Source organism: Chryseobacterium indologenes, assembly GCF_018362995.1.
GTDB lineage: Bacteria > Bacteroidota > Bacteroidia > Flavobacteriales > Weeksellaceae > Chryseobacterium > Chryseobacterium indologenes_G.
The window spans coordinates 780,048-803,144 of sequence record NZ_CP074372.1 but is presented as its reverse complement, the minus strand read 5'-3'; the positions used below and the strand labels follow the sequence as shown (position 1 = coordinate 803,144).

Here is a 23,097-nt window from a genome sequence, read left to right as displayed (position 1 = left end):
ATTAACCTTTTAAAACATAAACATTGGCATTCATTCCTGCAGAAAGTTTCATCAGTTTTTCAGGTGTATCTCTCAGCCTGATGCGTACAGGAATGCGCTGTATGATTTTCACAAAATTACCGGTGGCATTATCTGGTGGCAATAATGAATATCGGGACCCCGTTGTTGGAGCAAGTGATTCAATAACTCCAATGAATTTTTCATCCGGAAAAGCATCTACTTCTACCGTTACAGCCTGCCCTGTTTTGAAGCTGCCAACCTGTGTTTCCTTAAAATTGGCAATCACCCACTTTTCTTCTGATCTATTAACCAAAAATGCCAGCGTCTGGCCCGGTTGTATCAATTGTCCTTCCTGAATGGTCTTTTTGCCGATCTGCCCGTCAAAAGGCGCAGTAATGATAGTATATTTAATGTCGAGTTCCTGACGTTTCACCATGGCTTTTTTTATTTTTATTTCGGCTTCTGCTGCATTTCGCTGTGCATGAAGATCATTGAGTTTTGATTTGGCAACCCTCAGAGTGGCCATTGTCTGTGCGTAATCAGATTGTGTGACAGACAAAGCAGTGCTGATATTATCAAATTTTTGAGGTGTGACTGACTCGTCAGCCAGAAGATTTTTGTAACGTTCAAATTCTCTTTTTTGCTGCTTCAGCTTTGCATCTGCTCCTGCCAGTTGAGCTTTTATAACCTCAATACTTTTTATTTGTGTTTCTTCATTGGCCGCCAAAATAGGCAGTTTAGCATATGAACCGGCCAGTTCCGCTGAAGCAACATCTCTTTTTAAACCATATTCATCAAGCTCAATAACGACAAGTGTATCACCTTTTTGTACCTGTTGATTGTCTTTATAATAAATCTTGCTGATATAGCCACCTACTTTTGCATTGATGGGAGATAAATAGGCATCTATCTGTGCATCATTGGTTTCTTCGAAGTGATATTGCCTTATGAAATATAAGATTCCCCATATGAGGATACCTGTTAATAATACGGCTCCCAACCACTTAGTTACGTTTACAATCAATTGATCTGTTTTATTTTTGTTCATAATTATTGGTTTTAAAGAATTCCTGCGATTGCCAGTATCCGGATATGGCTAAGTTTTACGTTTGTTTGTGCAGTTGTTAAATTAAATTTTGCTTCCAGCAAGGCATTTTCTGCTTCCAGAAGATCGGTTAGCAGGGATTCCTGGTTGAGATAGCTGTTTCTGATAACCCGTAGAGTTTCTGTAGTTTTTAAGATATTTTTCTCTGCGGTATTTACGCTTTCCAAAGCTTGTTCGTGCTGGAGGTAAGCTTCTTTTATCTGCAGGGAAACTTCCTCTTTTTTACTATCAGCTTTTTCTTTAGCCTCGCCGCTGATAATCCGGGCCAGGGCAATGGAATGTTTGCTTTTGTATAAATTATCTATGGAAAACTGTATTTTAATTCCGGTTTGCCCGAATCCCCATACATCATTTGAGTAAGGATAAAATGAGATCTGGGGATAGGTATAATTATAAGTTGAATACAATGACACTTTAGGCAAACGTGCTGCTTTGACCTGGCTGATATTCAATTCACTCCATTTAATATCACTCTCCATCAGCTTAAGCTCAGGTGACTGGTTGAGCGCTATATCCAGATAACCGGTATAATCGCCGCCGTGAAGGCTTTCCATCTCTTGATTTCTTTTATAATCGATTTCCAGTTGCTGAGTCTGATCCCGGCCCATCAACATATTCAGCCGTTGTTTTCTGATATCTATTTTCTTTTCTATATCGGACAGATTAAGTTCCAGCTGGGATAATTTTACAGAGGTTCGGAGCACATCGCTTTTTAGTACAACTCCGTTTTGGTACAAGCTCTCGATAAGTGATAATTGCTTATTTTCTGCAGCAATTTCTGCATAGAGAAAATCACGGAAATACATAAATTTGTACAGATCAAAATACTCAACTGCAATATTATATTTCACACCATGCTTTTCCAGCTGAACTTCATATTGCCTGTGTACCTCTCCTTCCCGCTTCATTCTGATATTTATCCTTTCTTTTCCACCATTAAAGAGATTAAAATTTAAACTATATCCTGCTCCATAACCATAACTTTTAACCGGTACATTCTGTGGAGAGGAGAATAAGCCTTCGTTATAAAGAAGAAATCTGGAATTGAGCTTCACATCTCCATCCAGCGAAAGTTCCGGCAAGAGATTGTCTTTGGCTTGAAGTACTTCTAGTTTACTTTGCTGTAGATGTAAATCAGATAGTTTCAGTTGACGGTTATTCACTTCGGCAGCTTTCCACATTTCTTCCAGACTCATCTTAGAATCTGCTGTACCCTGGGCATGGAGATATGATATGGGCAGAAAGACGACTATTCCCAATATTGAAATTAATTTATAAGATTTCATGAAAGTTTATTTTTGTGGGTGTTTCTATTTTTTCTTTTTGTAAAAAAATCTGCTATCATTTTTCCTAATTCATCAAAAATTAAAGTCAAATCGAACATAGGTACAAAAGGATAGGAATAAGCAAATCGATTGAAATTAATTGGTTCGATAGGATAATAAGCCGAATGAAAGCCAATATGATCGAAAGCTTTATTATTTGTTTCAATTTGGGGTTCCTGATCTGGGTTTGCTATTGTATGTTTCATCATAATTCTGTTATTATTTACTGTAGCAAAATTATTCAGGAGCAAAAACTATCTTTTAATATAATTAGCCTAAGATTTGTTATATTTGGCCATATGGAAATTCTTAAGCAGCTTTTAGACAGTGTAGACCAAAACCCGGATTCTATTCTGGTGGTACGACAGCAAACTGAACAGCAAATGCCTCCCCATCAGCATGATAAGGCACAGCTGTTATTGGTTTTTGGGGGAATTGCTTATCTAAAGACCGCTGAGAAGGATTTTTATATTCCGTCAAGCCATTACATCTGGATACCTGGAAAATATCCCCATAATCTGATGTTTAATACTCAGGATCTGTATATTATTAACATCTACTTTCCGGAAGAAAAGTCTGACGGATTTTATAGTGAACTGGGAATTTATCCGGTGAGCAAGCTATTATCGGAAATGCTTACTTTCAGCGAAAAATGGCAGGGAGACTATTATAAAGGTTCCTGGGAATTTCAATTTCTTATCACACTGAAGATCCTTATATCGAAAGAAAATCTCAAAAAGTTTTCCATTCAGCTTCCTACAACCGATGATCATCGGCTTAATGCTGTTACAGATCATCTCAGAAGCCAGTTAAATGAAAAGCTTACTTTAGAAAATACAGCAAAACAATCAGGAATGAGTGTAAGAAGTCTGACGAGGCTGTTTCAAACAAAACTTCATATCACTTTTATTCAGTATATAAAAATGCTTAGGATTATCAGGGCTATGGAATTAATTAAAGATACCGACCTGAATATGACTGAAATTACTTATGAAGTCGGCTATTCCAATATTGCAGCTTTCAGCAATAATTTTCACCAACTAACCAATATGAGACCTACCGAGTTTAAGGCTATGTCCAGGATATAAAAATTTAATAGATGATTTGACTAATACAACAGCATTAACCCCATTCATTATTTTGCCATTGAAAGATATAGAAATATTTGTATAGCTCGTTTAACCTATGATTTAAATGTATACTCATCATACACTGTATTGATAAGCTCATCAGGATTGATATTTCGTGAAAAAATAGGATAATGAAAACGGTCCAGTTTATTAAGAATACGTATAAGTTCCATTTTCTCGTAATAATTGAGATTTCCTGCAACGATATTGGTTGCCTGACGGATTTTTTCCATTTGATTTTCCAGGGTCTGCAATCCTCTTCCGGTGATACGGATTAATTTACTGCGTTTGTCTAAATCAGAGTCTGTCTGTTCAACAAGTCCTTGTCGTAAAAGCCTGGCAATAATCAGCATACCTACCGGCTTATCATGAATATTTTTTTTGATAAGAGCCATTTTTGTCATCTCACCAAAAGCCTTAAGATTAATCAGATAAATAAAGTCTTCCTGAGTCGAAAATTCAGAATCTGAGATGGCAGACTTTGAGTAGGTTTTTGCATACCGGTTAAGATGTACAAGTAATGTACTGATCGCACTCTCCGGTGTTCTTCCATTCTCCTTTCCTTCCCAGTAAGGTTCTTCAGTATGATTTTCTTCAATATTTTCTTTATCAGAAATCCATGCTTTAAAGCCCTGAATAGTTACCGGATACGATTCCGGACTGGTGCTGACTTCAGTTTCAAACTCTTCCAGCAGGTCAATATAATCTTTAATAAGCGTGTAATTCATCTCTGTTAAATAGTTTACAAATATACTAAATCAACCGCATATATAAGCAAGATTACAGTAAATAGAATTGATCCGGTGGTGAATTGTCGGCCATGCATGAGCTGTATAACGTTCTTTTTTTTTGTCTTTTTCTAGCCTGGAATGAAAACAGACGATAATCTGAACATCTGGTAATCAAAGTTTTTCGATCATCCGTTCTGTGATATTCCTATGCAATACGGTATAATAATTGTTGGAAAATAAACAGGAGTAAAATAAGCGTATGGATCATATAGAAACTGAACCAATAGATTTGGTAAGAGATAAAAATTTTATTGATAAATACTTCAGTTTAACTATAAAAAAAGAATTGAATATTGACATCGATGTAAGCAATGAATATATTGCTGCACAAAACATTGTGTCCAGAAAATTAATCCTGGTTAAAACATTTTCAGAGGTTATCATGGGAAATCCCGACCTTTATCTTTTATTGGCTTATCTCATACATGATATTAATACCCGTCCTTTAACAAAAGGACAAATCATTAGAGCATTGGAAAAATAAAAAGATCCCTCAAAGGTTTTGAGAGATCTTTATTTTAATATAAATCAGATTTATACCTGTTCTTTTAGATGTTTTGCTACCATTGCTTCCAGATCATCGAGATTAAAAGGTTTTGAAACATAATCATCCGCTTTTGCTTCCGATGCCAAAGCAACAATATCATTATTAGCTGTAACGTAAATGACCGGAATATGTTTAAATTCTTCGGTGCTTTTGAGAAGTTTTGTAGCTTCTACCCCTCCTATTTTAGGAATCCAGTTATCCATCAGGATAACATCCGGCTGATAGTCTGCCACTTTCTCAAGGATATCGTGTGAAGTCTCTGAGATTTTAACATCATATCCGTTTTCTTCAAATATGATGGTAATGACTTCTAAAATAGCCGCTTCATCATCAAAAATTAAAATTTTCTTTTTACTCATATTATGTAGATTATCTATTCTTAAATATTATAATTGTTTTATATAATCCGCTAAATCCGCGGGGGTGATAATTAAATCATATTCAATTTCTTCTATGGCATGTTTGGGCATAAATTCCACCTCTGCTGTTTCCGGATCCTGAATCCAGACCTGCCCATTATTCCTCTTAATATAGCTTAATCCTTCTACCCCATCAGCATTGGCTCCCGATAAAAGGATACCTATCAGATTGTCTCCATAAATTTCTGCTGCAGACCGGAAAGTAACATCTATAGACGGCCGGGAATAATTCATTTTTTCCGAGCTGTCCAATGACATCCATTGAGTATTCTCAAACAGCAAATGATAATCTGCAGGAACAATATATATGGTGTTATCGTCAACTGCAGTTTTATCTTCAACCTCTATGACCGGTATTTCCGTAAACTGCTGCAGTAAAGTCCGCAGAATATCTCCGGATTGAGCTTTGCGGTGCATCACAAGTACAATGGGAGCAGGGATGGTATTACCGAGGTTTTTGATCATTTCTATAATAACCTGTAAACTTCCTGCCGATCCTCCGATAACAATTAATTCTGTATTGGTTGGTGATTTCATTCCGTAATTATTAATGGTGATCAATTTTTTTCCAGATTTTCTGATCTTCAACCTGATGATAATTTTTGTCAATAGCAGAAAAACGAAGGGTTTCTTTCGCTCCCAATGCGAGAAAACCTAAATTCTCCAGGCTATCATCAAAAAGCCTGAACACCCTTTCCTGAAGCTCTCTGTCAAAATAAATCAATACATTCCTGCACACAATCAGCTGAAAACTATTAAAAGAGCTGTCTGAAACAAGGTTATGTGTTGATAAAATCAATTTTTCCTGTAAGCTTTTATCAAATCTTACACTATCATAATTAGCAGTATAATAATCCGAAAAGTCTTTTAACCCACCAGAAAGCATATAGTTCTCCGAGTACAGTTTCATCTGCTGCAAAGGGAAAATACCGGCTCTGGCTGTTTCAAGAACGGCGGGGTTCAAATCGGTCCCATAAATCAGAGATTTACTGTAAAGACCGGCTTCTTTCAGCAGAATGGCTATAGAATATGCTTCTTCTCCGGTTGAACATCCTGCAATCCATATCCTGATCAGCGGATAGGTACCTAACTGAGGCAGTATATGATCCCGCAGTGTTTTGAAAAAAGAAGGATCCCTGAACATTTCCGTAACATTTACTGTAACTTCTTCTACAAAACGTTTTAAGTACTCAGTATCATTCATAACTTTATATCTGAGCTCTGCAAAGCTGGTAAACCTGTCTAAAAGACATATACGGTTCACTCTTCTTTTAAATGAAGCTCTGCTATAACCGGAAAAGTCATAGCCATACCTATCATAAACATCTCTGATGAGATATTCTATTTCTTCATCTTTTATGATACTTGGTTCCAGCATCTATGATAGTTTTTCTATTGCTGTTATTAAAAGATCCACGTCAATTGGTTTTGAGACGTAATCATCAGCTCCTGCTTCCAGACATTTCTGGCGGTCTTCAGGCATAGCCTGCGCGGTGACAGCAATAACCGGAACGTGCTTGATTTCCTGAATATCTCTTATCATTCTTACAGCTTCATACCCGTCTATCCCAGGCATCATCATGTCCATAAGAACAACAGAAAACTTAGGGTTTGACTTCAGAATTTCTAAAGCTTCCTGAGCCATTGTACAGGATTCAACTGCATACCCACGGGCTTTAAGGGTTAGTTTTAATGCAAATATATTGCGTGGATCATCATCCACAATTAAGACTTTCTTATTCATCAGAATTTTATCTGTTTAACTTTCATACAACCAAACACGAAGGAGTGATAATAACTGATCAATATCTACCGGTTTTGAGATATAATCCGAAGCTCCTGCTGTTATACATTTTTCACGTTCTCCAATCATAGATTTGGCAGTTACCGCTATAATAGGCAATCTTTTATAGGCCGGCATTTTTCTTATCTGCTTTATTGTTTCGTAGCCATCCATTTCCGGCATCATCATATCCATCAAAATAACGTCTATGTCAGGATGGTGGCTAATTTGTTCCAAAGCGTGCTTTCCATCCATTGCTACAATGACTTCAACTTTATATTTTTCCAGTGCCTTGGTTAAGGAAAAAATATTTCGGACATCATCGTCAGTAATGAGTACTTTTTTACCACTCAGAACTTCTGTTAAAGAGCCGAGCATTCTGCTTGTGGTAGTTTCAGCCGAACTGTTTTTTTCTTCCACCAAATGTAAGAATAAACCTACCTCGTCTAAAATTCTCTGATAGGAATGTGCTGTTTTCACAACAATAGAATCTGCATACTGTTTTATTTTCAGCTCTTCTTCTTTAGACAAATGATGTTCAGTAAAAATAATGATCGGCAGATTTTCCAGCCCTTCATAACTTTTGATTGATTCTATGACGTGGTAATCATTTCCTTTTGTGCTTCCAATATCCAGAATAACGCAGTCAACAAGATCTGAAGTGAGCGCTTTTACACTATCCTCTACATTATGTTCTACTGATAATGAAATATTAAAATTACTCAGGAAATAAGACAATGCGCTGGCATGTTTGGCGTTTTCTTCAACAATTAAAACTTTTTGAGGCCCTTTTTGTAATGCTTCTTCAATTTTCCTGAATACATCGGTCATTTTATCCAGAGCAACAGGTTTATTGATAAAGTCTACCGCTCCTTTCATAAGGCTTTCTTTTTTCACATGCAGGGCAGACATCATATGTACCGGAATATTTTTTACAGTGGTATCAGACTTCAGTTCATCCATCACTTCCCACCCATCCTTTACGGGAAGCTGAACATCCAGTAAAATAGCATGGGGATGATACTGCCGGGCAGCTGACAGAGCATAATCTCCTCTTACCACTACAATACCTTTATAGTTTTGTAAATGGGCATATTTCAATAAAGCTTTTGCAAAATTGGTATCATCTTCAATAATCAAAATAATTTTATCACCCTCCTGAATATTATCCCGGTCGTCTGCCACATCTTCAGGAATTTCTAAAGTGTTTATATGTTTACTTTCGCCTTCATCAAGGATATTCTGAATTTCCTCAACATCTTCCCGAATAATTTCTACCAGATCCGGATCGGTTTCAGACTGAACAATCTCAGCTACAGGATGTACAGGAATAGTAAAACTGAATTCACTGCCTTTATTCACTTCGCTTTTCAAAGTCAGCTCGCCTCCTAAAAGTCTCGCAATTTCACGGCTTATAGAAAGACCCAGCCCGGTACCTCCAAATTTTCTTTTTGTAGATCCATCAGCCTGCTGGAATGCTTCAAAGATAATTTTCTGTTTGTCTTCTGCTATTCCGATACCGGTATCTTTCACTGAAAATATAATAAAATCAGGTTTTTCAGAGTGTTTTTTAACATGTAAATCAATGCTTCCTTTTGTGGTAAATTTCAAAGCATTGGACAGCAGGTTTCTTAGTACCTGATCAATACGGAGTCTGTCACTTTCAATAACGGGCTGCACTTCTGAATCAATCTCAATGTTGAAAGGAAGTGTTTTCTCCTGAAATACAGGACTGAAAAGACTTTTCAGATCTTTTATGATATCTTCAACAATAACTTCCTGGTATTCCAGGGTCATTTTTCCTGATTCTATTTTTGCCAGGTCAAGAATTTCATCTATTAACGTTAGTAAACTTGTTCCTGAGCTTTGAATAACTCTTGCAGATTCTATCTGATCTTCATTAAGATTCTCATCAGGATTTTCTGTCATTAATCTTGATAATAGAAGGATTGAATTAAGAGGCGTTCTCAATTCATGAGACATGTTGGCAAGAAATTCAGACTTATATTTGGTACTGAGTGCCAGCTCTTCCACTTTCTTCTGAATCTCATTGTTACGTTCAGCAATCAAATGATTTTTTTCTTCCAGTAATCGTGAGCGTTCTTCCAATTCTGCATTGGCCTGCATCAGTTCTTCCTGCTGCACCTTCAATTCTTCTTCTGAAGCCTGAAGCTTTTGCGTTTGTGCTTCCAGTTCGGTATTGAGATTCTCAAGTTCTGAGTGCTGTACCTGCAGTTCTTCAGACTGCGCCTGAGTTTCTTCCAGCAGCTGCTGTTCTTTCTCTCTTCCTTTTGCTGCATTCAGGGCTATTCCTATATTCACGCTGCATTCTTCAAAATAGCTGATTCTGTCTTCCTCAAAATTAGAGGTAGACCCTAATTCTATAACTCCTATCACATGACCGTCTGCAAAAACAGGTATCAGAATGATTCCATAGATCTTAATGGTACTGCTGGCAAAAGTTACTACAAAATCATCTTCATGAAGATTATTGTATACCTGCGTTTTAGCATTCTTAAAAGCCTGCCCTACCATTCCTTCCCCTTGCTCAAACGTTTTTTTCATATTCGCTTCCAGCCCGAATGCATTGTTAAGTTTTAAAATGCCTTCGTCAAAAAGATACAATGAACCGTTGATGCAGTTTCCGTATTCAATCAGCTGGCTTAAAGCTTTATTAGATACTTCTTTTACTGATTTATTTCCGACAAGGGATTCATTCAGTAAAGCAAGTCCTTTCTGACGCCAATCGCTTTTATTAATTTTATCAAAAGATGTTTTCAGAGATTCGGTCATGTGGTTCAGGGATTCTACAAGATCTCCAAGGTCATCCTCCGAGTTATCCACGGCTTTCTCACTGTAATCACCATTGGCTACTCTGTTTGCTATTTTTTGAATGGCGCTGACACGGCGTGTCATTTCCTGATCTTTATCTCTGAGCATTTTCTCCAGTTCATCCCTCCTGATCAGGTCGGCACGCATTTTAAAATAGAAAAATGTAGTAACTACTACCGCAGCCAATGCAGAAAAAACAATAAAAAGAACTGTTGTTTCTGATGAGCGTGTTAAATCCTTGTTTTTGATTTCAACCTGACTTTCTTCATACTGAATAAAATCTTTTACAATTTTACGGCATTCGTCCATATAAGCTTTGCCGGTAACGATTTGCTGTTGGGTCATCACAACGCCCTTCCGCCTGTTTTCCACCAGGTTTTTAAGGTTATCCATCACCTGGCCGACTGCTACTTTTAATCCGGCAAGTCTTTCCTGTTGGTTTTTATCCTGCACCCCTAATGATTCTGCAAGCACCAAAGCTTTGGAATATTCTCTTAATCCGCGCTTATAAGGTTCGAGAAAATCTTCTCTTCCGGTCAGCTGATAGCCTCTGTTACCTGTTTCGGCATCAAGTAATGCTACCAGAACATCCTTAACAGCCGTTACAGAACGCCTGCTTTTGGAAAGGCTCTCACGGTGACTCATTTGATTTTGAATACTCCAGTAAGAGGCTACTGAACTCGCTATCAATATCAGAAGCGAAAGACCTATTCCAAACTGGAGATTTCGTATAATTTTTTTCGGCATGAAAATTAATTTAATGGTAGGGTAAAATAAAATGTAGAACCTTCATCTACGATACTGGAAACACCAACAGTTCCGTGGTGTTGTTTGATGATTTCAGAGCATATAAACAGTCCGATTCCCATCCCCTGGAACTGCAGTGAAGATTCTTCCACACGATAGAATTTCTTGAATACCGCATCCTGCTTAAAATCAGGAATTCCAATCCCGAAATCAGTTACATTGACTCTCACTTCCTGAGCTTCATGGTCTACAAAAGTGGTAACGATCACCTGATTATTATGAGGTGAATATTTGACAGCATTGGTGAGAAAATTAATCAGTACCTGCTCGATACGGATCTCATCCAAAGGAATTAAAATATCAGGTTTTGTTCCGTGGCGCTCTATTTTTACCTGTTGCTCATGAGTCTGTAATATGGTTTCAATCGCATTACTGATCACATTTTCCAGATTAACCGGCTTTTTATTGATTTTCAGTTTCCCGTTTTCAATTTTTGATACATCCAGAAGATCGGTGATCAGCGTATTCAGCTTTTCAATCTGCGTCTGAACTTTTGTAACAAATCCTGCTTCGGGACTTTCTTTATCTAATTTCAGTTTTCTTTCCAGTAGCTGAACATAGGCTTTAATGCTGGTTAAAGGAGTTTTTAATTCATGGCTTGCAATACTTAAGAATTCATCTTTTTCTTTTTCCACTTTTTTCTGATCATCGATATCTGTAAATGTTCCCACCCAGTTTTTAATACGGTGTTCATCATATACAGGGGTTACTCTAAGCAAATGATACCGGTAATGACCTGAAATAATATTTTTAATTCTGATCTCTAGTTCCAGGGCTTTTCCTTTTTTCCTGCACCTCTCCAGTTCTTCGATTATATTATGATCATCGGGATGTGTTTCAGGGAAATCCTGCTCATTGTCAGAATACTGATACCATTTACCGTTAACGAAATCAACAATTCCTTCTTCATTTAGGGTAAATGCAATCTGTGGAAGAGATTCCAGCATGAGATGAAAATGATCAATCTGGGATTTCATTGTTACCTGGGATTCCCTTCTTCCTTTCACTTCCAGTTCCAGATTCTGCTGTGTCTTTTTCATTGCAATATTCTGCTCCTGGAGATTATAGAAAGTTTTTACTTTAAGCAGAAGGATTTCAGGATCTACAGGCTTCGTTACGTAGTCTTTACCCCCAGAAGCGTAACCTTGAGTGATGAATTTTTTATCGGTATTAACAGCGGATAAGAATATAATAGGAACATCTTTGGTTTTACTGTAGTCTGCAAGCGTTTCTGCAACTTCAAAGCCATCCATATCAGGCATCTGAACATCTAAAATAATTAAGGCATAGTCATTTTTCAATGCTTTACCAAGAGCCTCTTCGCCGGAGCCGGCCGTTTCAACCTGGAAATCTTTAGATTCAAGCAATTTTTGAAGTGAATAAAGATTGCTTTGGTTGTCATCAACAATTAAAATCATAGAAGTTAAAATCAATAATTAGTTACGGATACTTTAGCCTCAAAAATACTCACAATATTTGAAAAAACAGTAATTTTTAAAGGTTTATGCATAAGGAATTCATACCACATTTTTCAAGAAAAACATCAATGGCATAAGGATTGAAATTATTTATAGTCTTAAAAAATCTCTATAATTTTCAGAAAAATCATAATTATGAAAAAAACAATAAGCTGCATGAACATCGATGAGAAAATCCTTCACTCATTCGGAGGCGAAAATGCCATCTATAAGGCTCACGAGTTTATTTTCAAAGAAGGTGATCATTCACAGTATTATTTTCAGATTATCAGTGGAAAAGTAAAACTAAACACCTTTACTGAAAACGGAAAAGAATTTATTCATAACATACTGGGCAAAAATCAAAGTTTTGGGGACCCTCTTCTTTTTATTGAAAAGCTTTACCCTACCAATGCGATAAGTTTACAGACCACAGAAATCATCAAGATGCCCAAAGATAATTTCATGGAAATGCTTAAAAGTAATCCGGAACTTTCCCTGGAAATGAATATGTGTTTATCACAAAGACTGTATTATAACAACTTAATGCTCCGGAATCTGGCATTAGCAGATCCTATTCAAAGGCTGAAAGGGGTAATGGATTATCTGAAAAGCTATCATGACGGAGACTGCCAACACTGTTTTCCTATAGAACTTACCCGCCAGCAAATTGCTGATCTTACAGGACTGAGAGTTGAAACGGTCATCAGAACGGTAAAAAAAATGGTAAAGAATGAAATGATAAAACTTGAAGGCCGCAGGATTTTATATTAGAATGCAAGTAGGATTTCATTTCATAAACCTATCCTATTTTTTCAAAAAATAGAGTACAAATAAACTATAAAAACAAAAAAGCTGGCCGGAATTTTTAATTCCGGCCAGCTTTTAAACTAACTTTAATTTGTTTTTTTTCTCCATTCTGCCTTCACATCTTCAGCGGCATCTTTAGTTTTTTCCCATGCTTCATCAGCTTTATCCTTAATGTCTTCCCATGCATCGGAAACGTTGGATTTTACTCTATCCAACCAATCTTCCTGAGTTGCCTCCTGATCATTATCTCTTTTTTCATTGATATAATCTTTAGCCTTATCTGCTAACTCACTGATCTTCCACTTGGCATTATCAGCTGCATTTTTTAAAGAGTTCTCTGTTTGGTCTACTGCATTTTCCGCTTTGTTGTAATCTGAATTATTCATAATATAATATTTAGGTATTTGGTATATAAATAAACAATGTTCATGCCTAAAAAAGAAAGCTCATGTTAAAATTTTCTTAAAATTAAGGTTAATAAGAATTTCACTTTTCCTTTCCACTGAGGTTTCTGATCATTCCTTTGAAGATAAAGCCATGAAATGGCAGCACCATGAACCAATACAATCTACCCCAAAGGCCTTTTGGACGAAATACAGCTTTTTGCCAGATCTTATTTCTGTAAATTTTAAACATCAGCCAGGCTTCTCCGGGCAGCTTCATCTCAGCCAATAATATAAGTTTGCCTTCCTTACGGTCAGCATATAAAACCCGCCAGAAGTCTAATGCATCACCATCTTTAAGGTCTGAAGGATGCCTGCGCCCTCTTCTCAGTCCCGGACCGCCAACAAGTTTATCAAAAAGTCCTCTTATTTTCCAAAGATCCTGCCCATACCAGCCATGATCGCCTCCTAACTGAAAGACCCGGCTCATACAGGCTTCCCTGTCATCATACTCTTCACTCCGCAGGTCCGTAAAACAACCGTATTTCGGTACATCCTGATATTGTTTCAAGGTTGAATCATTACGGCTGCTGATGAAACTGTCTTTCCAGCTGGAAATGATTTCATTGGCCTGAATTTTTGCAAGAGTTCTCTTCAATGCTGTATCATATGAAAACGGCTGCACACCGGTAATTAATTTGACCTCAGCAAGACTTTCGGGACGGCAGACCACTTCTACCTTCATGCTTCCAACCAATGCTTTGGCCAGATTGTAAGAAGTTGAAGTAATAAAATAGAGCCAGTACGAAGACAGCCTGGGCGTCATTACAGGCAGTGTAAAAATCTTTCTTTTAAGACCTCTTACTTGTGCAAACTGCAACAACATGTCTTTGTAAGTCAGTACATCATCACATCCAATGTCAAAATTTTTCTGATAAGCAGCTTCTTGAAACAAAACAAAAATCAGGAAATCCAGCACGTTGGCAATTCCTATTGGCTGACATTGGGTATACAGCCATTTGGGAGCTACCATGACAGGCAGTTTTTCAACGAGATCCCTTATAATTTCAAATGATGAACTTCCTGACCCAATGATAATTCCTGCGCGAAGAACTGTTGTGGGAACCCTGCAGTCCATCAGAATTTTTTCAACTTCGAACCTTGAATTCAAATGCTTTGACAGTTCTTTTTCATTCACCAGCCCTGACAGATAGACAATATGTTTACATTGCGTCTTCTCGATATAACCGGAAAAGTTGGTGGCACATTTTTTTTCTGAGTCTTCATAATCAGTAGTATTGCTCATGGAATGCATCAGATAGTAAGCCCCTGCAATATCTTCCGGAATATTTTTAAGTGTTTCCGGCTTTAGAAAATCAACTTCAATAACTTCAATGAGCTGTTCGTCGATATCCATGTCTCTTGTAAAACGACCGGTATCCCTGCAGCAGCAAACGACCTTATATCCCTGCGCGGCAATCACACTGATCATTCTTTTACCGATATAGCCGGTAGCTCCTGTAAGCAGTATTTTTTCCATAATTATTGGATTAAACGGATCAATAAATATCCTGACCGTCTGAAGTCTATTATATTTTTTCTAAAAAATGACCAAAATAGTCTTTCTTTTTAACAAGATAGCCTGCATTAATCTCATTGGAATCAATTTCCAAAGGAATCCTGCTTTTGAGAATGATTCTGCTGTTCTCAACAGATTTAAGCTTGTCAGGATTATTGGTTAACAGATTGATTTCCTTAACATCCAACAGATTCAGCATTTCCACGGCTACATCAAAGTTTCTTCCGTCAGCCGGCAAGCCCAGTCTGAGATTGGCTTCAACCGTATCTAATCCTTGTTCCTGAAGCGCATATGCTTTCAGCTTATTGATGATCCCAATATTTCTTCCTTCCTGGCGGAGATAAACGATCATTCCTCCTTTTTCAGACATATATTTCATCGCTGCATCAAGCTGCTGACCGCATTCGCATTTTTTTGAATGAAAAACTTCTCCGGTAATGCACTCAGAATGAAAGCGGACATTAACAGTCTTATTATAATCTGTATTTTCTGCTACCAGAACCAAATGCGGGCTCCAGTCTTTTTCATTTTCTGAAAATGCATATATAGTAAATAGTCCGTAATCTGTAGGTATTTTTGATTGTGCCTGTATTGTAAGCATACGTTTCGATTTTAATTTAAATTTGAAAATTTATTTATCAAAAGGACTTTTCTTATCCTGTTTCACCCATATTAATTTTGAGGTATCATACCCTATTTCCTGCGCTTTGCTGATAAATTTCTGTTTTATGTTCTCAGGGATCGTTTTTTCACGGGAAAGAATCCATAGATAGTCTAAATTTTTCCCGGCAACCAGTGCATATTTGTACTCTTCCAGTGCAACTACATTATATCCGGCATAAAAAGGTCCGAAAAAACTCACTTTCAGCGCTGCAACATTTTTCTCTCCCCTGAATTTAGCAGTACCATTAGCAGAAACCCATTTGTTCTTTTTAAAATTATATCCGCTGTTGACTACATTTACATTTCCATCCGCATTAAGGCTGTACTGAGCGATTGCATTATCAAGATCTTTCTCAAAACGATAATCAAACCTGGCAATTTCATACCATGTCCCTAAATATTTGTTGACATCAAACTGACCAACAGGCCGTGCTTTCTCAGGCATAGAAGAGCAAGAAATCAAACCATTTAACAGTCCGAAGCTTAGTAATAATGTAAGAATGATTCTATTTTTCATTTTTAGTTATTTTTTTAAAGAAATAAATATTGAGTAAAAACTGGCTGTACCCATAAACAGCATCTTCAACAGGAATGGTTCTCATTCTGATCCCTAAAAAGTCATCAGGATTATAGTTTACCACAGGCGAAGGAATTAAAGATCCCGTCAGGATTCCATTCACTGCGAAAAATCCGGGCATCAATACCAGATATACAAAGCTTGCTCGTGCTATCCAATCTTTTTTAACAATAAAATGCAGATAACAAAGTGTAAATGTTGTTACAATCACAGTGAGCAAAGTATATATTCTCTCATGATAAAGAAGTCCCGTCACACTGAGAACAATAACAGCTGTGAATACAATAAGATTATTTAAACCATCAATTCCTCTGAGGCTAAAAAATTTTTCCAGACAGTAATAAGTAAAAACACATGCAAACGGAATGCAATAAAAAAACAGCCATTCTTCAATAGGCAGTCCTGCTATTGTAAAGCCTAATGTGTAATTGAGATCAAACCACCACACTCCTTTTGAAGTAAACCATACATCCCAGATAATAAAAGGAATTGCCACGATGGTAGATGACAGCAGAAACTTCCCGAAAAGTTTATTGAACTGTATTCTCCTGTCAAAAGAAGCCAAAAAGCAAATAATGACCGTGAAAAAGTTAATCAGTATGTAAGTATAAGGCATCATTTTTTATTGAAATACATTTTAAAATATTTAACAGGTACCCATAAAAATCCAAAACACTCTCCTTCTTCCTTTCCCAAATGCTTGTGATGCTGCTTATGAGCACGTCTTATGGCAAGCCAATATGGATTCTTTGTTTTTGTAAAAATCTTTGCTCTCTGATGAATAAAAATATCATGTACAAAGAAATAGGCCATTCCGTAAAGGCTTATTCCCAATCCGACAAAAAACAGATAATTGAATTCCTGTCTTACCCCTGCATATAATAATGCAATAGCAGGACTGGCAAAAATGAAAAAGAACAGATCATTTCTTTCAAGTTTCCCCTCGTTGCTGTGATCATGATGATCCTTGTGCAGACTCCACAGAAAACCATGCATAATATATCTGTGAATAAGCCATGTGGCTCCTTCCATGGAAATAAAAACAAGCAGAACGATCAGAAAATTCATATTAATTGTGTTTGCGGTTAAAAAGATCATTCAATACACTGTATCTGAAATCGAAAATACTTCTGAGTTTTTCTTTAACAAATAACCTGTGCGCTACCCTTCCTAAAATTCCCAACGGGAGTTCATAATCTACAGTATCCTTCATTAATACACCATTCTCATCAGGAATGAACTCATGAAAATGATTCCAGTGCTTATAAGGACCTTCTTTCTGAAAATCCGTAAAGCTTTTATAGTCTTCCACCTGACTGATAACAGTTTTCCACTTCATCGGAATTCCCAATACCGGAGAAACTGTATAATCTATTTCCATTCCTTCAAAAATAGATTCATCCTGTATATCTGAAAGCACTAAAAAGTTCATACTCTTAGGCGTTATTTCAGATAAATTATGAGGGGAGGAAAAGAATTTCCATGCCGTCTCAATATCACAATTCAAATGTTGTTCTCTATATAATCTGTACATCATTTATTTTTTTATTGATTTATAAATTCTAAAACGACCTTCTAAAACAAAGAAGCGATTAGAAATAAGCAGATTTGTATCTTATATAGCTTTTAAATGCTACCAATAATTTCTGTGAATTAGCAATCCTGATTCTTTGCTGTAAAATATGCTGAGAACTTGTTTTCTTTATTTTTTCAAACAATGACAGATAGTATCTGTATGCCAGATATACTCCAAACAGAGAAGAACCCGGCAGTTTTTTGATTCCCTGCAGTGCTTCTTTAAATTCTTCTTCAATTTCTTTTTCAATCTGAGCTTTGACGGTGTTATCAAAAGCAGCCATATTCAGAGACGGGAAATAAGTTCTCCCCAAAATCTGGTAATCTTCTTTCAAATCACGTAAAAAATTAACCTTTTGAAAAGCTGAACCCAGCTTCATCGCGAATGGTTTAAGTTTTTCAAATTGCTGCTTATCACCTCCTGTAAATATCTGCAGGCACATGAGCCCCACTACTTCTGCAGAGCCATAGATATATTCGTTATAAAGTTCTGAATTATAGTCTATTTTTTGCAGATCCATTTCCATACTGTGCAGGAACTGATCTATCAAATGAATATTGATATCATACTGACGCACAGTTTCCTGAAATGAGTGTAGAATCGGATTGAGTGATATTCCGTCTTGCAGCGCGTCGTAAGTTTCGGACTTTAATCTTTTCAAAAGCTTCTCTTTATCATACCCATGAAAACTGTCAACAATTTCATCAGCAAGGCGTACATACCCGTAAACAGCATAAATAGCAGGTCTGATAGAAGGCTTCAGCGCCAATATTCCTAATGAAAAACTGGTACTGTATTTTTGAGTAGTGTACTTACTGACCTCATAAGACAACTCATCAAACAATTTTTTCATATTATTTTATTTTAGTTTATTAACCTCTTGCGCTACAATTTTTCCAGAAATAACTGACGGCGGAACACCAGGTCCGGGAACAGTCAGCTGCCCGGTATAAAAAAGATTACTAATCTTCTTGTTTCTTATTTTAGGTTTCAGGACGGCAGTCTGTGATAAAGTATTGGACAATCCGTAGGCATTTCCCTGATAAGCATTGTAATCCGAAATAAAATCACTGACACAATAGCTTCTTTTGTACTCAATCCTGGAAACAAGATCGGTTTCTCCAGTATGTTTTTCAATTCTTTCAAGCATTTCCTTCAGGTATGTTTCTCTTACAGCCTCCTCATCATGTATTCCCGGTGCGAGAGGCAGCAGCAAAAAGAGATTTTCACAGCCTTCAGGTGCTACATCCTGATCTGTTTTTGAAGGACAGCAAGCATAAAAAAGGGGTTTAGCCGGCCATTTCTTGTTGATATAAATACAGTCTATATGATGATCAAGTTCATTTTCAAAAAATAAAGTATGATGTTTCAAATGAGGAATTTTTCCTTTGATTCCCAGATAATAAATAAGACATGAAGGGGCAAAGGTTTTTGTTTTCCAATAGGCGTCATTATAATTTCTAAGTGATTTGGGAATTAATGTTTCTGTATGGTGATAATCTGATGATGCAATAACGGCATCAAATTCATAATCTTTACCATCTACTGTTAATGAGACTACTTTTCCGTTTTCCGTATTGAGCTTCTGGACCTCATGATTAAAATGAAAAGCGGCTCCCTGTTTTTGGGCTACATCTTTCATCGCCATAACGAGCTGATAAAATCCTCCCATAGGATATTTTGTTCCCAGCACATACCCTCCATAATTCATAAGGCTGTAAAGCGCGGGAATATTTCGGGGTGAAGCACCAAGAAATATAACCGGAAATTCCATCAGCGATCTAAGTTTCGGATCAGAAAAATATCCTGAGACATATTTTCTGAAATTACTTAAAAGATCAAGCTTCAGTGCGCTTCCTGCTATTTTTAAAGAAGCAAATTCCAGCCAGCAGTAACAAGGTTTTGTCACAAAATCTTTCATCCCTGTTTCATACTTAAACTGAGCAGACTGCATAAACTGATCATACTTTTTACCCGCTCCTGGTTCAGTTTTTTCAAATATCTCTCGGATGTCTTCATTTTTTTCCGGAACTGAAACCTTTTCTTTTGAAAAAATCATCTCGAACTGAGGATCTAAGGATACCAGTTTAAAATAATCAGCTGCTTTACAATCAAAATCATTGAAAAAGCCTTCGATAATATCAGGCATCCAGTACCAGCTAGGTCCCATATCAAATAGATATCCTTCTTCAGTTTTAAATTGCCTTGCACGTCCTCCGGGCTGATCGTGTTTTTCAAAAACATGCACTTCATGTCCCGACTTTGCTGCATAAGCAGCAGCAGAGAGTCCGGAAAATCCGGAACCTATCACCGCTATTCTCTTTCTTGAGCTTTCAGTATTCATCATCATTTATTTAATAGTTTTTTTAGAGACACTTTTCATTTGGAACTCAGTTCAACTTTTTATATATGGCATTCAGCAGATCCTCCGTTTCCAGATTCATCCGATAAAAAGAATCATGAAATTCATCCAATTTAGAAAGTATCGCAATGAGCAGCATTTGTTCAGAATGAGTAAGATTCCCTGTTACAGCCCTTGAAGCCCTGCGGATTTCATCCATGTGATCATCCAGTACAGCAAGCCCTTTCTGTGTTATCTGTATATTTTTTATTCTTTTATCTTTTGGAGAAACCGCCTGTTCAATCCAGCCGTTACGGAGCAGCCGATTAATAGTAAGTATACCTGAAGATTTCTCATGTACATTATGCCTTATCAATTCCATTTTTGACATAGCTCCCATACTTTTCAGGTTGATAAGAAAAATAAAGTCATCCTGACTGGAAAAAACAGAACTGCCGACTGCTGATCTGGAGTAAGATTTTGCATATCTATTCATCCTGATCAATAAAGTATTAATAATACTATCTGAGCTTCTTCCTAATTCTTTCCCTGCCCAATGAGGATTTTCAAGATCCTGTTGATGGGCAGCATTGATCCATTCTGTAAAACCATGAAGATCATTACTGTATATAGCTTTACCTTCATTTTGTTCCATAAATTGCTGAACGAGTTCCACAACTGATTTTATAAGATCAAAATTCATATCAAACATATTAGTATACAAATATACTTATATAAGTTTATAAATAAACTATATTTTATTTTTATTTTAATTATAATTATATTAAACAGTATCTAACACCCTACTATAAAGGCACAGACGGCAACTGGACAAAGAAAAAACCTATCTTAAAAATAGACAGGTTGAAAAACATACCAGCCAATATAAAACTGGTTTATTAATGAATCATAATGCTTAAATGGTATTGCTCTCATTACTTAACAAAAAAACCTCCTAAAAGAGGAGGTTATTAATGAAATTTATATAAAAGTGATATGGTGTTAAACAAAGTTTCTTAAAAACTGCTTTCATATTAACAATGTACATGCCATATACATCACTATCTATAGAAATCCGGTTTTTTGTGGTATCTTTTGACAACCTTACAGCCTTAACTATTGATTTACTAAAATAATCTGTTATGCAGAGACCTTAATCCTTCTATCTTGAAAACAGATGAAATTAATAATGAAATATTATTTTCACTTCCTCCATAGGAAATCATTCGTATTGGAATATGCTTTACCGCTTCAGAGACAATAGTTGCATAGCCATGATTATTTTTTCTAAAATCCCCAACAATGCATATGATAGACTGCTCACTATCAATTTCAACTGATGAAAAGGCACTTAGTTCTCTTACAATTTCAGAAAGATTATCCGTTTGGTCAATGGTAAGCGAAACTGCCACTTCAGAAGTAGTAATCATATCTATAGGAGTTTTATAACGTTCAAAAATTTCAAAAACCTTTCTCAAAAAGCCATACGCCATCAGCATGCGGGAAGACTGAATACGGATTGCTGTAATGCCATCTTTAGCAGCAATGGCTACAATCTGATTTTGATTGGTTGTTTCTCCTGAGATCAATGTTCCCGCTGCAGAAGGATTCATTGTATCTAATAATCTTACAGGAACATTATATTTTCTTGCAGGGAATACACTTTGGGGATGAAGAATTTTGGCTCCAAAATAGGATAATTCTGCTGCTTCATCAAAACTTAGCCTGGCTATAGACTTTGTATTCTGTACGTATCTCGGATCATTATTGTGGAACCCGTCAATATCTGTCCATATCTGGATTTCTTCTGCCTGTAATGCGGCACCCAGTAATGAAGCGGTGTAATCTGAACCTCCCCTTTGCAGATTATCAATTTCACCCTGGGCATTTCTGCATATATATCCCTGAGTAATAAACAAGGTTTCTTCCTGATATTTTGCTATTTCAATAGCTGCCAGTCTTCTGATTTCATCAATATTGGGTTCCTTATCTTCATCAATCAGCATAAAATCTAATGCTGATAAGAGTACAGAAGAAACTTCTTTTTCCTTTAAGTGCAAATGAAACAGAGTTGTTGAAATAATCTCACCTTGCGCAAGTATAATACGCTCTGCACTGGAAGTGAAGTTTTTATGTTTGAACTGGTAAAAAAGATCAAAAATTTTGTCAATAAAAGCCAAGGCTTCAGAGATTCCTTTTTCTGTCTTAAACAATTCATTTACAAATTTTTTATATTTCTCATATAGCACATCAATATGTTTGTAGGCTCCTTCAATATCCTTACTTTCATATAGCTCCGATAATTTCACCAAATCATTTGTAGTACCGGAAACAGCCGATAAAACAACCAAGTGTTTGTCTGACACCTGAGATCTGATAATTGGTAATAACTGTTCGATTCGTTCCGGGCTTCCTACCGAAGTCCCGCCAAATTTCAATACTTTCATAATATATTAAATTGTTAAAATTTTTTCAAAAAAAAAGAGCCTGTCGTGATGACAAGCTCCTGATGTATTTGATTTCTAACCAATAGGAAAATGACTCACGACATTCGGCGTAAGTACTGTTTCTTTCCTTTTTTTAAGTTAGACAATATCATTTTCTTTTTTTGCTGGGCAAATATACAATTTTTTAGCAATCAGTGCAAAGCCTGCGAAAAAAGCATCCCATACCCAAGGTGTAACGGAAAACTTTAATATATTAATTATGGATATTCTATTTTTCTCCAGTAGCATTGAGGTATTGGACTACCTACCAAACATTACAACACTGTATATCTTTCGTAAAATGGAGTAACTTTTGCCTTTACAATAACTAAAGTAACTAAATCATTATATATCAAACATGATATAGTTATAGTCCTGTACCATTTTTTAATTGTAAAAGTAATCCAGTCACCCTTTTCGATCAATTGGTACATCTTTTTTTTAAAATACCTCATAATATGATCTTTCCTCCTTCCTTTTAATGAA

24 protein-coding genes are annotated in these 23,097 nt (G+C 36.4%); 3 read left to right on the top strand and 21 right to left on the bottom strand.

What is annotated here, in order from left to right; all coding sequences use genetic code 11:
- Position 1 precedes the first annotated feature (1 nt).
- From DYR29_RS03385 to DYR29_RS03375, 3 genes are read right to left on the bottom strand one after another with little or no spacing between them, the layout of a single operon-like run.
- Positions 2-1,048 carry an HlyD family secretion protein gene (locus DYR29_RS03385; RefSeq protein ID WP_213279290.1) on the bottom strand — a complete coding sequence of 349 codons (1,047 nt, stop codon included), beginning with the start codon at positions 1,046-1,048 and terminating at the stop codon, positions 2-4.
- A gap of 11 nt (positions 1,049-1,059) precedes the next feature.
- A complete protein-coding gene (locus DYR29_RS03380) occupies positions 1,060-2,391 on the bottom strand; it encodes a TolC family protein (RefSeq protein WP_213279289.1) in 1,332 nt (443 codons plus the stop codon).
- Positions 2,388-2,639: a hypothetical protein gene (locus tag DYR29_RS03375; protein ID WP_213279288.1), complete on the bottom strand. Its 252-nt coding sequence runs from the start codon at positions 2,637-2,639 to the stop codon at positions 2,388-2,390. The genes DYR29_RS03380 and DYR29_RS03375 overlap by 4 nt, the downstream gene beginning before the upstream one ends.
- A 90-nt stretch (positions 2,640-2,729) precedes the next feature.
- On the opposite strand from DYR29_RS03375, the gene DYR29_RS03370 reads away from it, so the two are divergent.
- Entirely contained in the window at positions 2,730-3,518 is a 789-nt protein-coding gene (locus DYR29_RS03370; RefSeq protein WP_213279287.1) for an AraC family transcriptional regulator, read from the top strand.
- 95 nt (positions 3,519-3,613) lie between these two features.
- On the opposite strand, the gene DYR29_RS03365 is transcribed toward DYR29_RS03370, so the two are convergent.
- Positions 3,614-4,288, bottom strand: coding sequence for a MarR family winged helix-turn-helix transcriptional regulator (locus tag DYR29_RS03365; protein WP_213279286.1), 675 nt, complete (start codon positions 4,286-4,288; stop codon positions 3,614-3,616).
- Positions 4,289-4,550: 262 nt separating this feature from the next.
- On the opposite strand from DYR29_RS03365, the gene DYR29_RS03360 reads away from it, so the two are divergent.
- Entirely contained in the window at positions 4,551-4,835 is a 285-nt protein-coding gene (locus tag DYR29_RS03360) for a hypothetical protein (RefSeq protein ID WP_213279285.1), read from the top strand.
- Between the two features lie 50 nt (positions 4,836-4,885).
- Here DYR29_RS03360 and DYR29_RS03355 read toward each other — a convergent pair whose 3' ends face one another.
- The 6 genes from DYR29_RS03355 to DYR29_RS03330 are packed head-to-tail and all read right to left on the bottom strand — an operon-like array spanning position 4,886 to position 12,157.
- Positions 4,886-5,257: a response regulator gene (locus DYR29_RS03355; protein ID WP_047422842.1), complete on the bottom strand. Its 372-nt coding sequence runs from the start codon at positions 5,255-5,257 to the stop codon at positions 4,886-4,888.
- A gap of 27 nt (positions 5,258-5,284) precedes the next feature.
- Positions 5,285-5,854, bottom strand: coding sequence for a chemotaxis protein CheB (locus DYR29_RS03350; RefSeq protein ID WP_249413602.1), 570 nt, complete (start codon positions 5,852-5,854; stop codon positions 5,285-5,287).
- Between the two features lie 10 nt (positions 5,855-5,864).
- On the bottom strand, positions 5,865-6,695 hold the full coding sequence (locus tag DYR29_RS03345; RefSeq protein ID WP_213279283.1) for a CheR family methyltransferase: 831 nt from the start codon (positions 6,693-6,695) through the stop codon (positions 5,865-5,867).
- Positions 6,696-7,061, bottom strand: a complete 366-nt coding sequence (locus tag DYR29_RS03340; protein ID WP_213279282.1) for a response regulator — start codon at positions 7,059-7,061, stop codon at positions 6,696-6,698.
- 15 nt (positions 7,062-7,076) lie between these two features.
- Entirely contained in the window at positions 7,077-10,679 is a 3,603-nt protein-coding gene (locus tag DYR29_RS03335; RefSeq protein ID WP_213279281.1) for a response regulator, read from the bottom strand.
- Between the two features lie 5 nt (positions 10,680-10,684).
- Complete coding sequence (locus DYR29_RS03330; protein ID WP_213279280.1) at positions 10,685-12,157, bottom strand: hybrid sensor histidine kinase/response regulator; 1,473 nt, start codon at positions 12,155-12,157, stop codon at positions 10,685-10,687.
- A gap of 195 nt (positions 12,158-12,352) precedes the next feature.
- Between DYR29_RS03330 and DYR29_RS03325 the strand changes: the two genes are divergently transcribed.
- Positions 12,353-12,970, top strand: a complete 618-nt coding sequence (locus DYR29_RS03325; protein WP_249413601.1) for a Crp/Fnr family transcriptional regulator — start codon at positions 12,353-12,355, stop codon at positions 12,968-12,970.
- 122 nt (positions 12,971-13,092) lie between these two features.
- Here DYR29_RS03325 and DYR29_RS03320 read toward each other — a convergent pair whose 3' ends face one another.
- From DYR29_RS03320 to DYR29_RS03270, 11 genes are all read right to left on the bottom strand, one after another.
- Positions 13,093-13,392, bottom strand: a complete 300-nt coding sequence (locus DYR29_RS03320) for a hypothetical protein (protein WP_047422835.1) — start codon at positions 13,390-13,392, stop codon at positions 13,093-13,095.
- Positions 13,393-13,492: 100 nt separating this feature from the next.
- Entirely contained in the window at positions 13,493-14,929 is a 1,437-nt protein-coding gene (locus tag DYR29_RS03315) for an SDR family oxidoreductase (protein WP_213279279.1), read from the bottom strand.
- 49 nt (positions 14,930-14,978) lie between these two features.
- Positions 14,979-15,569 carry a GTP cyclohydrolase II gene (gene ribA / locus DYR29_RS03310; RefSeq protein WP_213279278.1) on the bottom strand — a complete coding sequence of 197 codons (591 nt, stop codon included), beginning with the start codon at positions 15,567-15,569 and terminating at the stop codon, positions 14,979-14,981.
- A 30-nt stretch (positions 15,570-15,599) separates the two neighbouring features.
- Positions 15,600-16,148 (bottom strand): lipocalin family protein, encoded by a 549-nt coding sequence (locus tag DYR29_RS03305; protein WP_213279277.1) that lies wholly within the window; start codon positions 16,146-16,148, stop codon positions 15,600-15,602.
- On the bottom strand, positions 16,138-16,827 hold the full coding sequence (locus DYR29_RS03300; protein WP_213279276.1) for a lycopene cyclase domain-containing protein: 690 nt from the start codon (positions 16,825-16,827) through the stop codon (positions 16,138-16,140). The genes DYR29_RS03305 and DYR29_RS03300 overlap by 11 nt, the downstream gene beginning before the upstream one ends.
- Positions 16,824-17,276, bottom strand: a complete 453-nt coding sequence (locus DYR29_RS03295; protein WP_213279275.1) for a sterol desaturase family protein — start codon at positions 17,274-17,276, stop codon at positions 16,824-16,826. The genes DYR29_RS03300 and DYR29_RS03295 overlap by 4 nt, the downstream gene beginning before the upstream one ends.
- 1 nt (position 17,277) lies before the next feature.
- Positions 17,278-17,745: an SRPBCC family protein gene (locus DYR29_RS03290; RefSeq protein ID WP_213279274.1), complete on the bottom strand. Its 468-nt coding sequence runs from the start codon at positions 17,743-17,745 to the stop codon at positions 17,278-17,280.
- A gap of 55 nt (positions 17,746-17,800) precedes the next feature.
- Positions 17,801-18,637 carry a phytoene/squalene synthase family protein gene (locus tag DYR29_RS03285; RefSeq protein ID WP_213279273.1) on the bottom strand — a complete coding sequence of 279 codons (837 nt, stop codon included), beginning with the start codon at positions 18,635-18,637 and terminating at the stop codon, positions 17,801-17,803.
- A 6-nt stretch (positions 18,638-18,643) separates the two neighbouring features.
- Entirely contained in the window at positions 18,644-20,128 is a 1,485-nt protein-coding gene (locus DYR29_RS03280; protein ID WP_213280568.1) for a phytoene desaturase family protein, read from the bottom strand.
- 46 nt (positions 20,129-20,174) lie between these two features.
- A complete protein-coding gene (locus tag DYR29_RS03275) occupies positions 20,175-20,828 on the bottom strand; it encodes a MarR family winged helix-turn-helix transcriptional regulator (RefSeq protein ID WP_213279272.1) in 654 nt (217 codons plus the stop codon).
- Between the two features lie 424 nt (positions 20,829-21,252).
- Positions 21,253-22,572, bottom strand: coding sequence for an aspartate kinase (locus tag DYR29_RS03270; RefSeq protein WP_213279271.1), 1,320 nt, complete (start codon positions 22,570-22,572; stop codon positions 21,253-21,255).
- Between the last annotated feature and the right edge of the window lie 525 nt (positions 22,573-23,097).

Bases quoted from the DNA above. Each gene is read 5' to 3' on its own strand.
- DYR29_RS03385 (WP_213279290.1), bottom strand. From the start codon at position 1,048: ATGAACAAAAATAAAACAGATCAATTGATTGTAAACGTAACTAAGTGG.
- DYR29_RS03380 (WP_213279289.1), bottom strand. From the start codon at position 2,391: ATGAAATCTTATAAATTAATTTCAATATTGGGAATAGTCGTCTTTCTG.
- DYR29_RS03375 (WP_213279288.1), bottom strand. From the start codon at position 2,639: ATGATGAAACATACAATAGCAAACCCAGATCAGGAACCCCAAATTGAA.
- DYR29_RS03370 (WP_213279287.1), top strand. From the start codon at position 2,730: ATGGAAATTCTTAAGCAGCTTTTAGACAGTGTAGACCAAAACCCGGAT.
- DYR29_RS03365 (WP_213279286.1), bottom strand. From the start codon at position 4,288: ATGAATTACACGCTTATTAAAGATTATATTGACCTGCTGGAAGAGTTT.
- DYR29_RS03360 (WP_213279285.1), top strand. From the start codon at position 4,551: ATGGATCATATAGAAACTGAACCAATAGATTTGGTAAGAGATAAAAAT.
- DYR29_RS03355 (WP_047422842.1), bottom strand. From the start codon at position 5,257: ATGAGTAAAAAGAAAATTTTAATTTTTGATGATGAAGCGGCTATTTTA.
- DYR29_RS03350 (WP_249413602.1), bottom strand. From the start codon at position 5,854: ATGAAATCACCAACCAATACAGAATTAATTGTTATCGGAGGATCGGCA.
- DYR29_RS03345 (WP_213279283.1), bottom strand. From the start codon at position 6,695: ATGCTGGAACCAAGTATCATAAAAGATGAAGAAATAGAATATCTCATC.
- DYR29_RS03340 (WP_213279282.1), bottom strand. From the start codon at position 7,061: ATGAATAAGAAAGTCTTAATTGTGGATGATGATCCACGCAATATATTT.
- DYR29_RS03335 (WP_213279281.1), bottom strand. From the start codon at position 10,679: ATGCCGAAAAAAATTATACGAAATCTCCAGTTTGGAATAGGTCTTTCG.
- DYR29_RS03330 (WP_213279280.1), bottom strand. From the start codon at position 12,157: ATGATTTTAATTGTTGATGACAACCAAAGCAATCTTTATTCACTTCAA.
- DYR29_RS03325 (WP_249413601.1), top strand. From the start codon at position 12,353: ATGAAAAAAACAATAAGCTGCATGAACATCGATGAGAAAATCCTTCAC.
- DYR29_RS03320 (WP_047422835.1), bottom strand. From the start codon at position 13,392: ATGAATAATTCAGATTACAACAAAGCGGAAAATGCAGTAGACCAAACA.
- DYR29_RS03315 (WP_213279279.1), bottom strand. From the start codon at position 14,929: ATGGAAAAAATACTGCTTACAGGAGCTACCGGCTATATCGGTAAAAGA.
- ribA (WP_213279278.1), bottom strand. From the start codon at position 15,569: ATGCTTACAATACAGGCACAATCAAAAATACCTACAGATTACGGACTA.
- DYR29_RS03305 (WP_213279277.1), bottom strand. From the start codon at position 16,148: ATGAAAAATAGAATCATTCTTACATTATTACTAAGCTTCGGACTGTTA.
- DYR29_RS03300 (WP_213279276.1), bottom strand. From the start codon at position 16,827: ATGATGCCTTATACTTACATACTGATTAACTTTTTCACGGTCATTATT.
- DYR29_RS03295 (WP_213279275.1), bottom strand. From the start codon at position 17,276: ATGAATTTTCTGATCGTTCTGCTTGTTTTTATTTCCATGGAAGGAGCC.
- DYR29_RS03290 (WP_213279274.1), bottom strand. From the start codon at position 17,745: ATGATGTACAGATTATATAGAGAACAACATTTGAATTGTGATATTGAG.
- DYR29_RS03285 (WP_213279273.1), bottom strand. From the start codon at position 18,637: ATGAAAAAATTGTTTGATGAGTTGTCTTATGAGGTCAGTAAGTACACT.
- DYR29_RS03280 (WP_213280568.1), bottom strand. From the start codon at position 20,128: ATGAATACTGAAAGCTCAAGAAAGAGAATAGCGGTGATAGGTTCCGGA.
- DYR29_RS03275 (WP_213279272.1), bottom strand. From the start codon at position 20,828: ATGAATTTTGATCTTATAAAATCAGTTGTGGAACTCGTTCAGCAATTT.
- DYR29_RS03270 (WP_213279271.1), bottom strand. From the start codon at position 22,572: ATGAAAGTATTGAAATTTGGCGGGACTTCGGTAGGAAGCCCGGAACGA.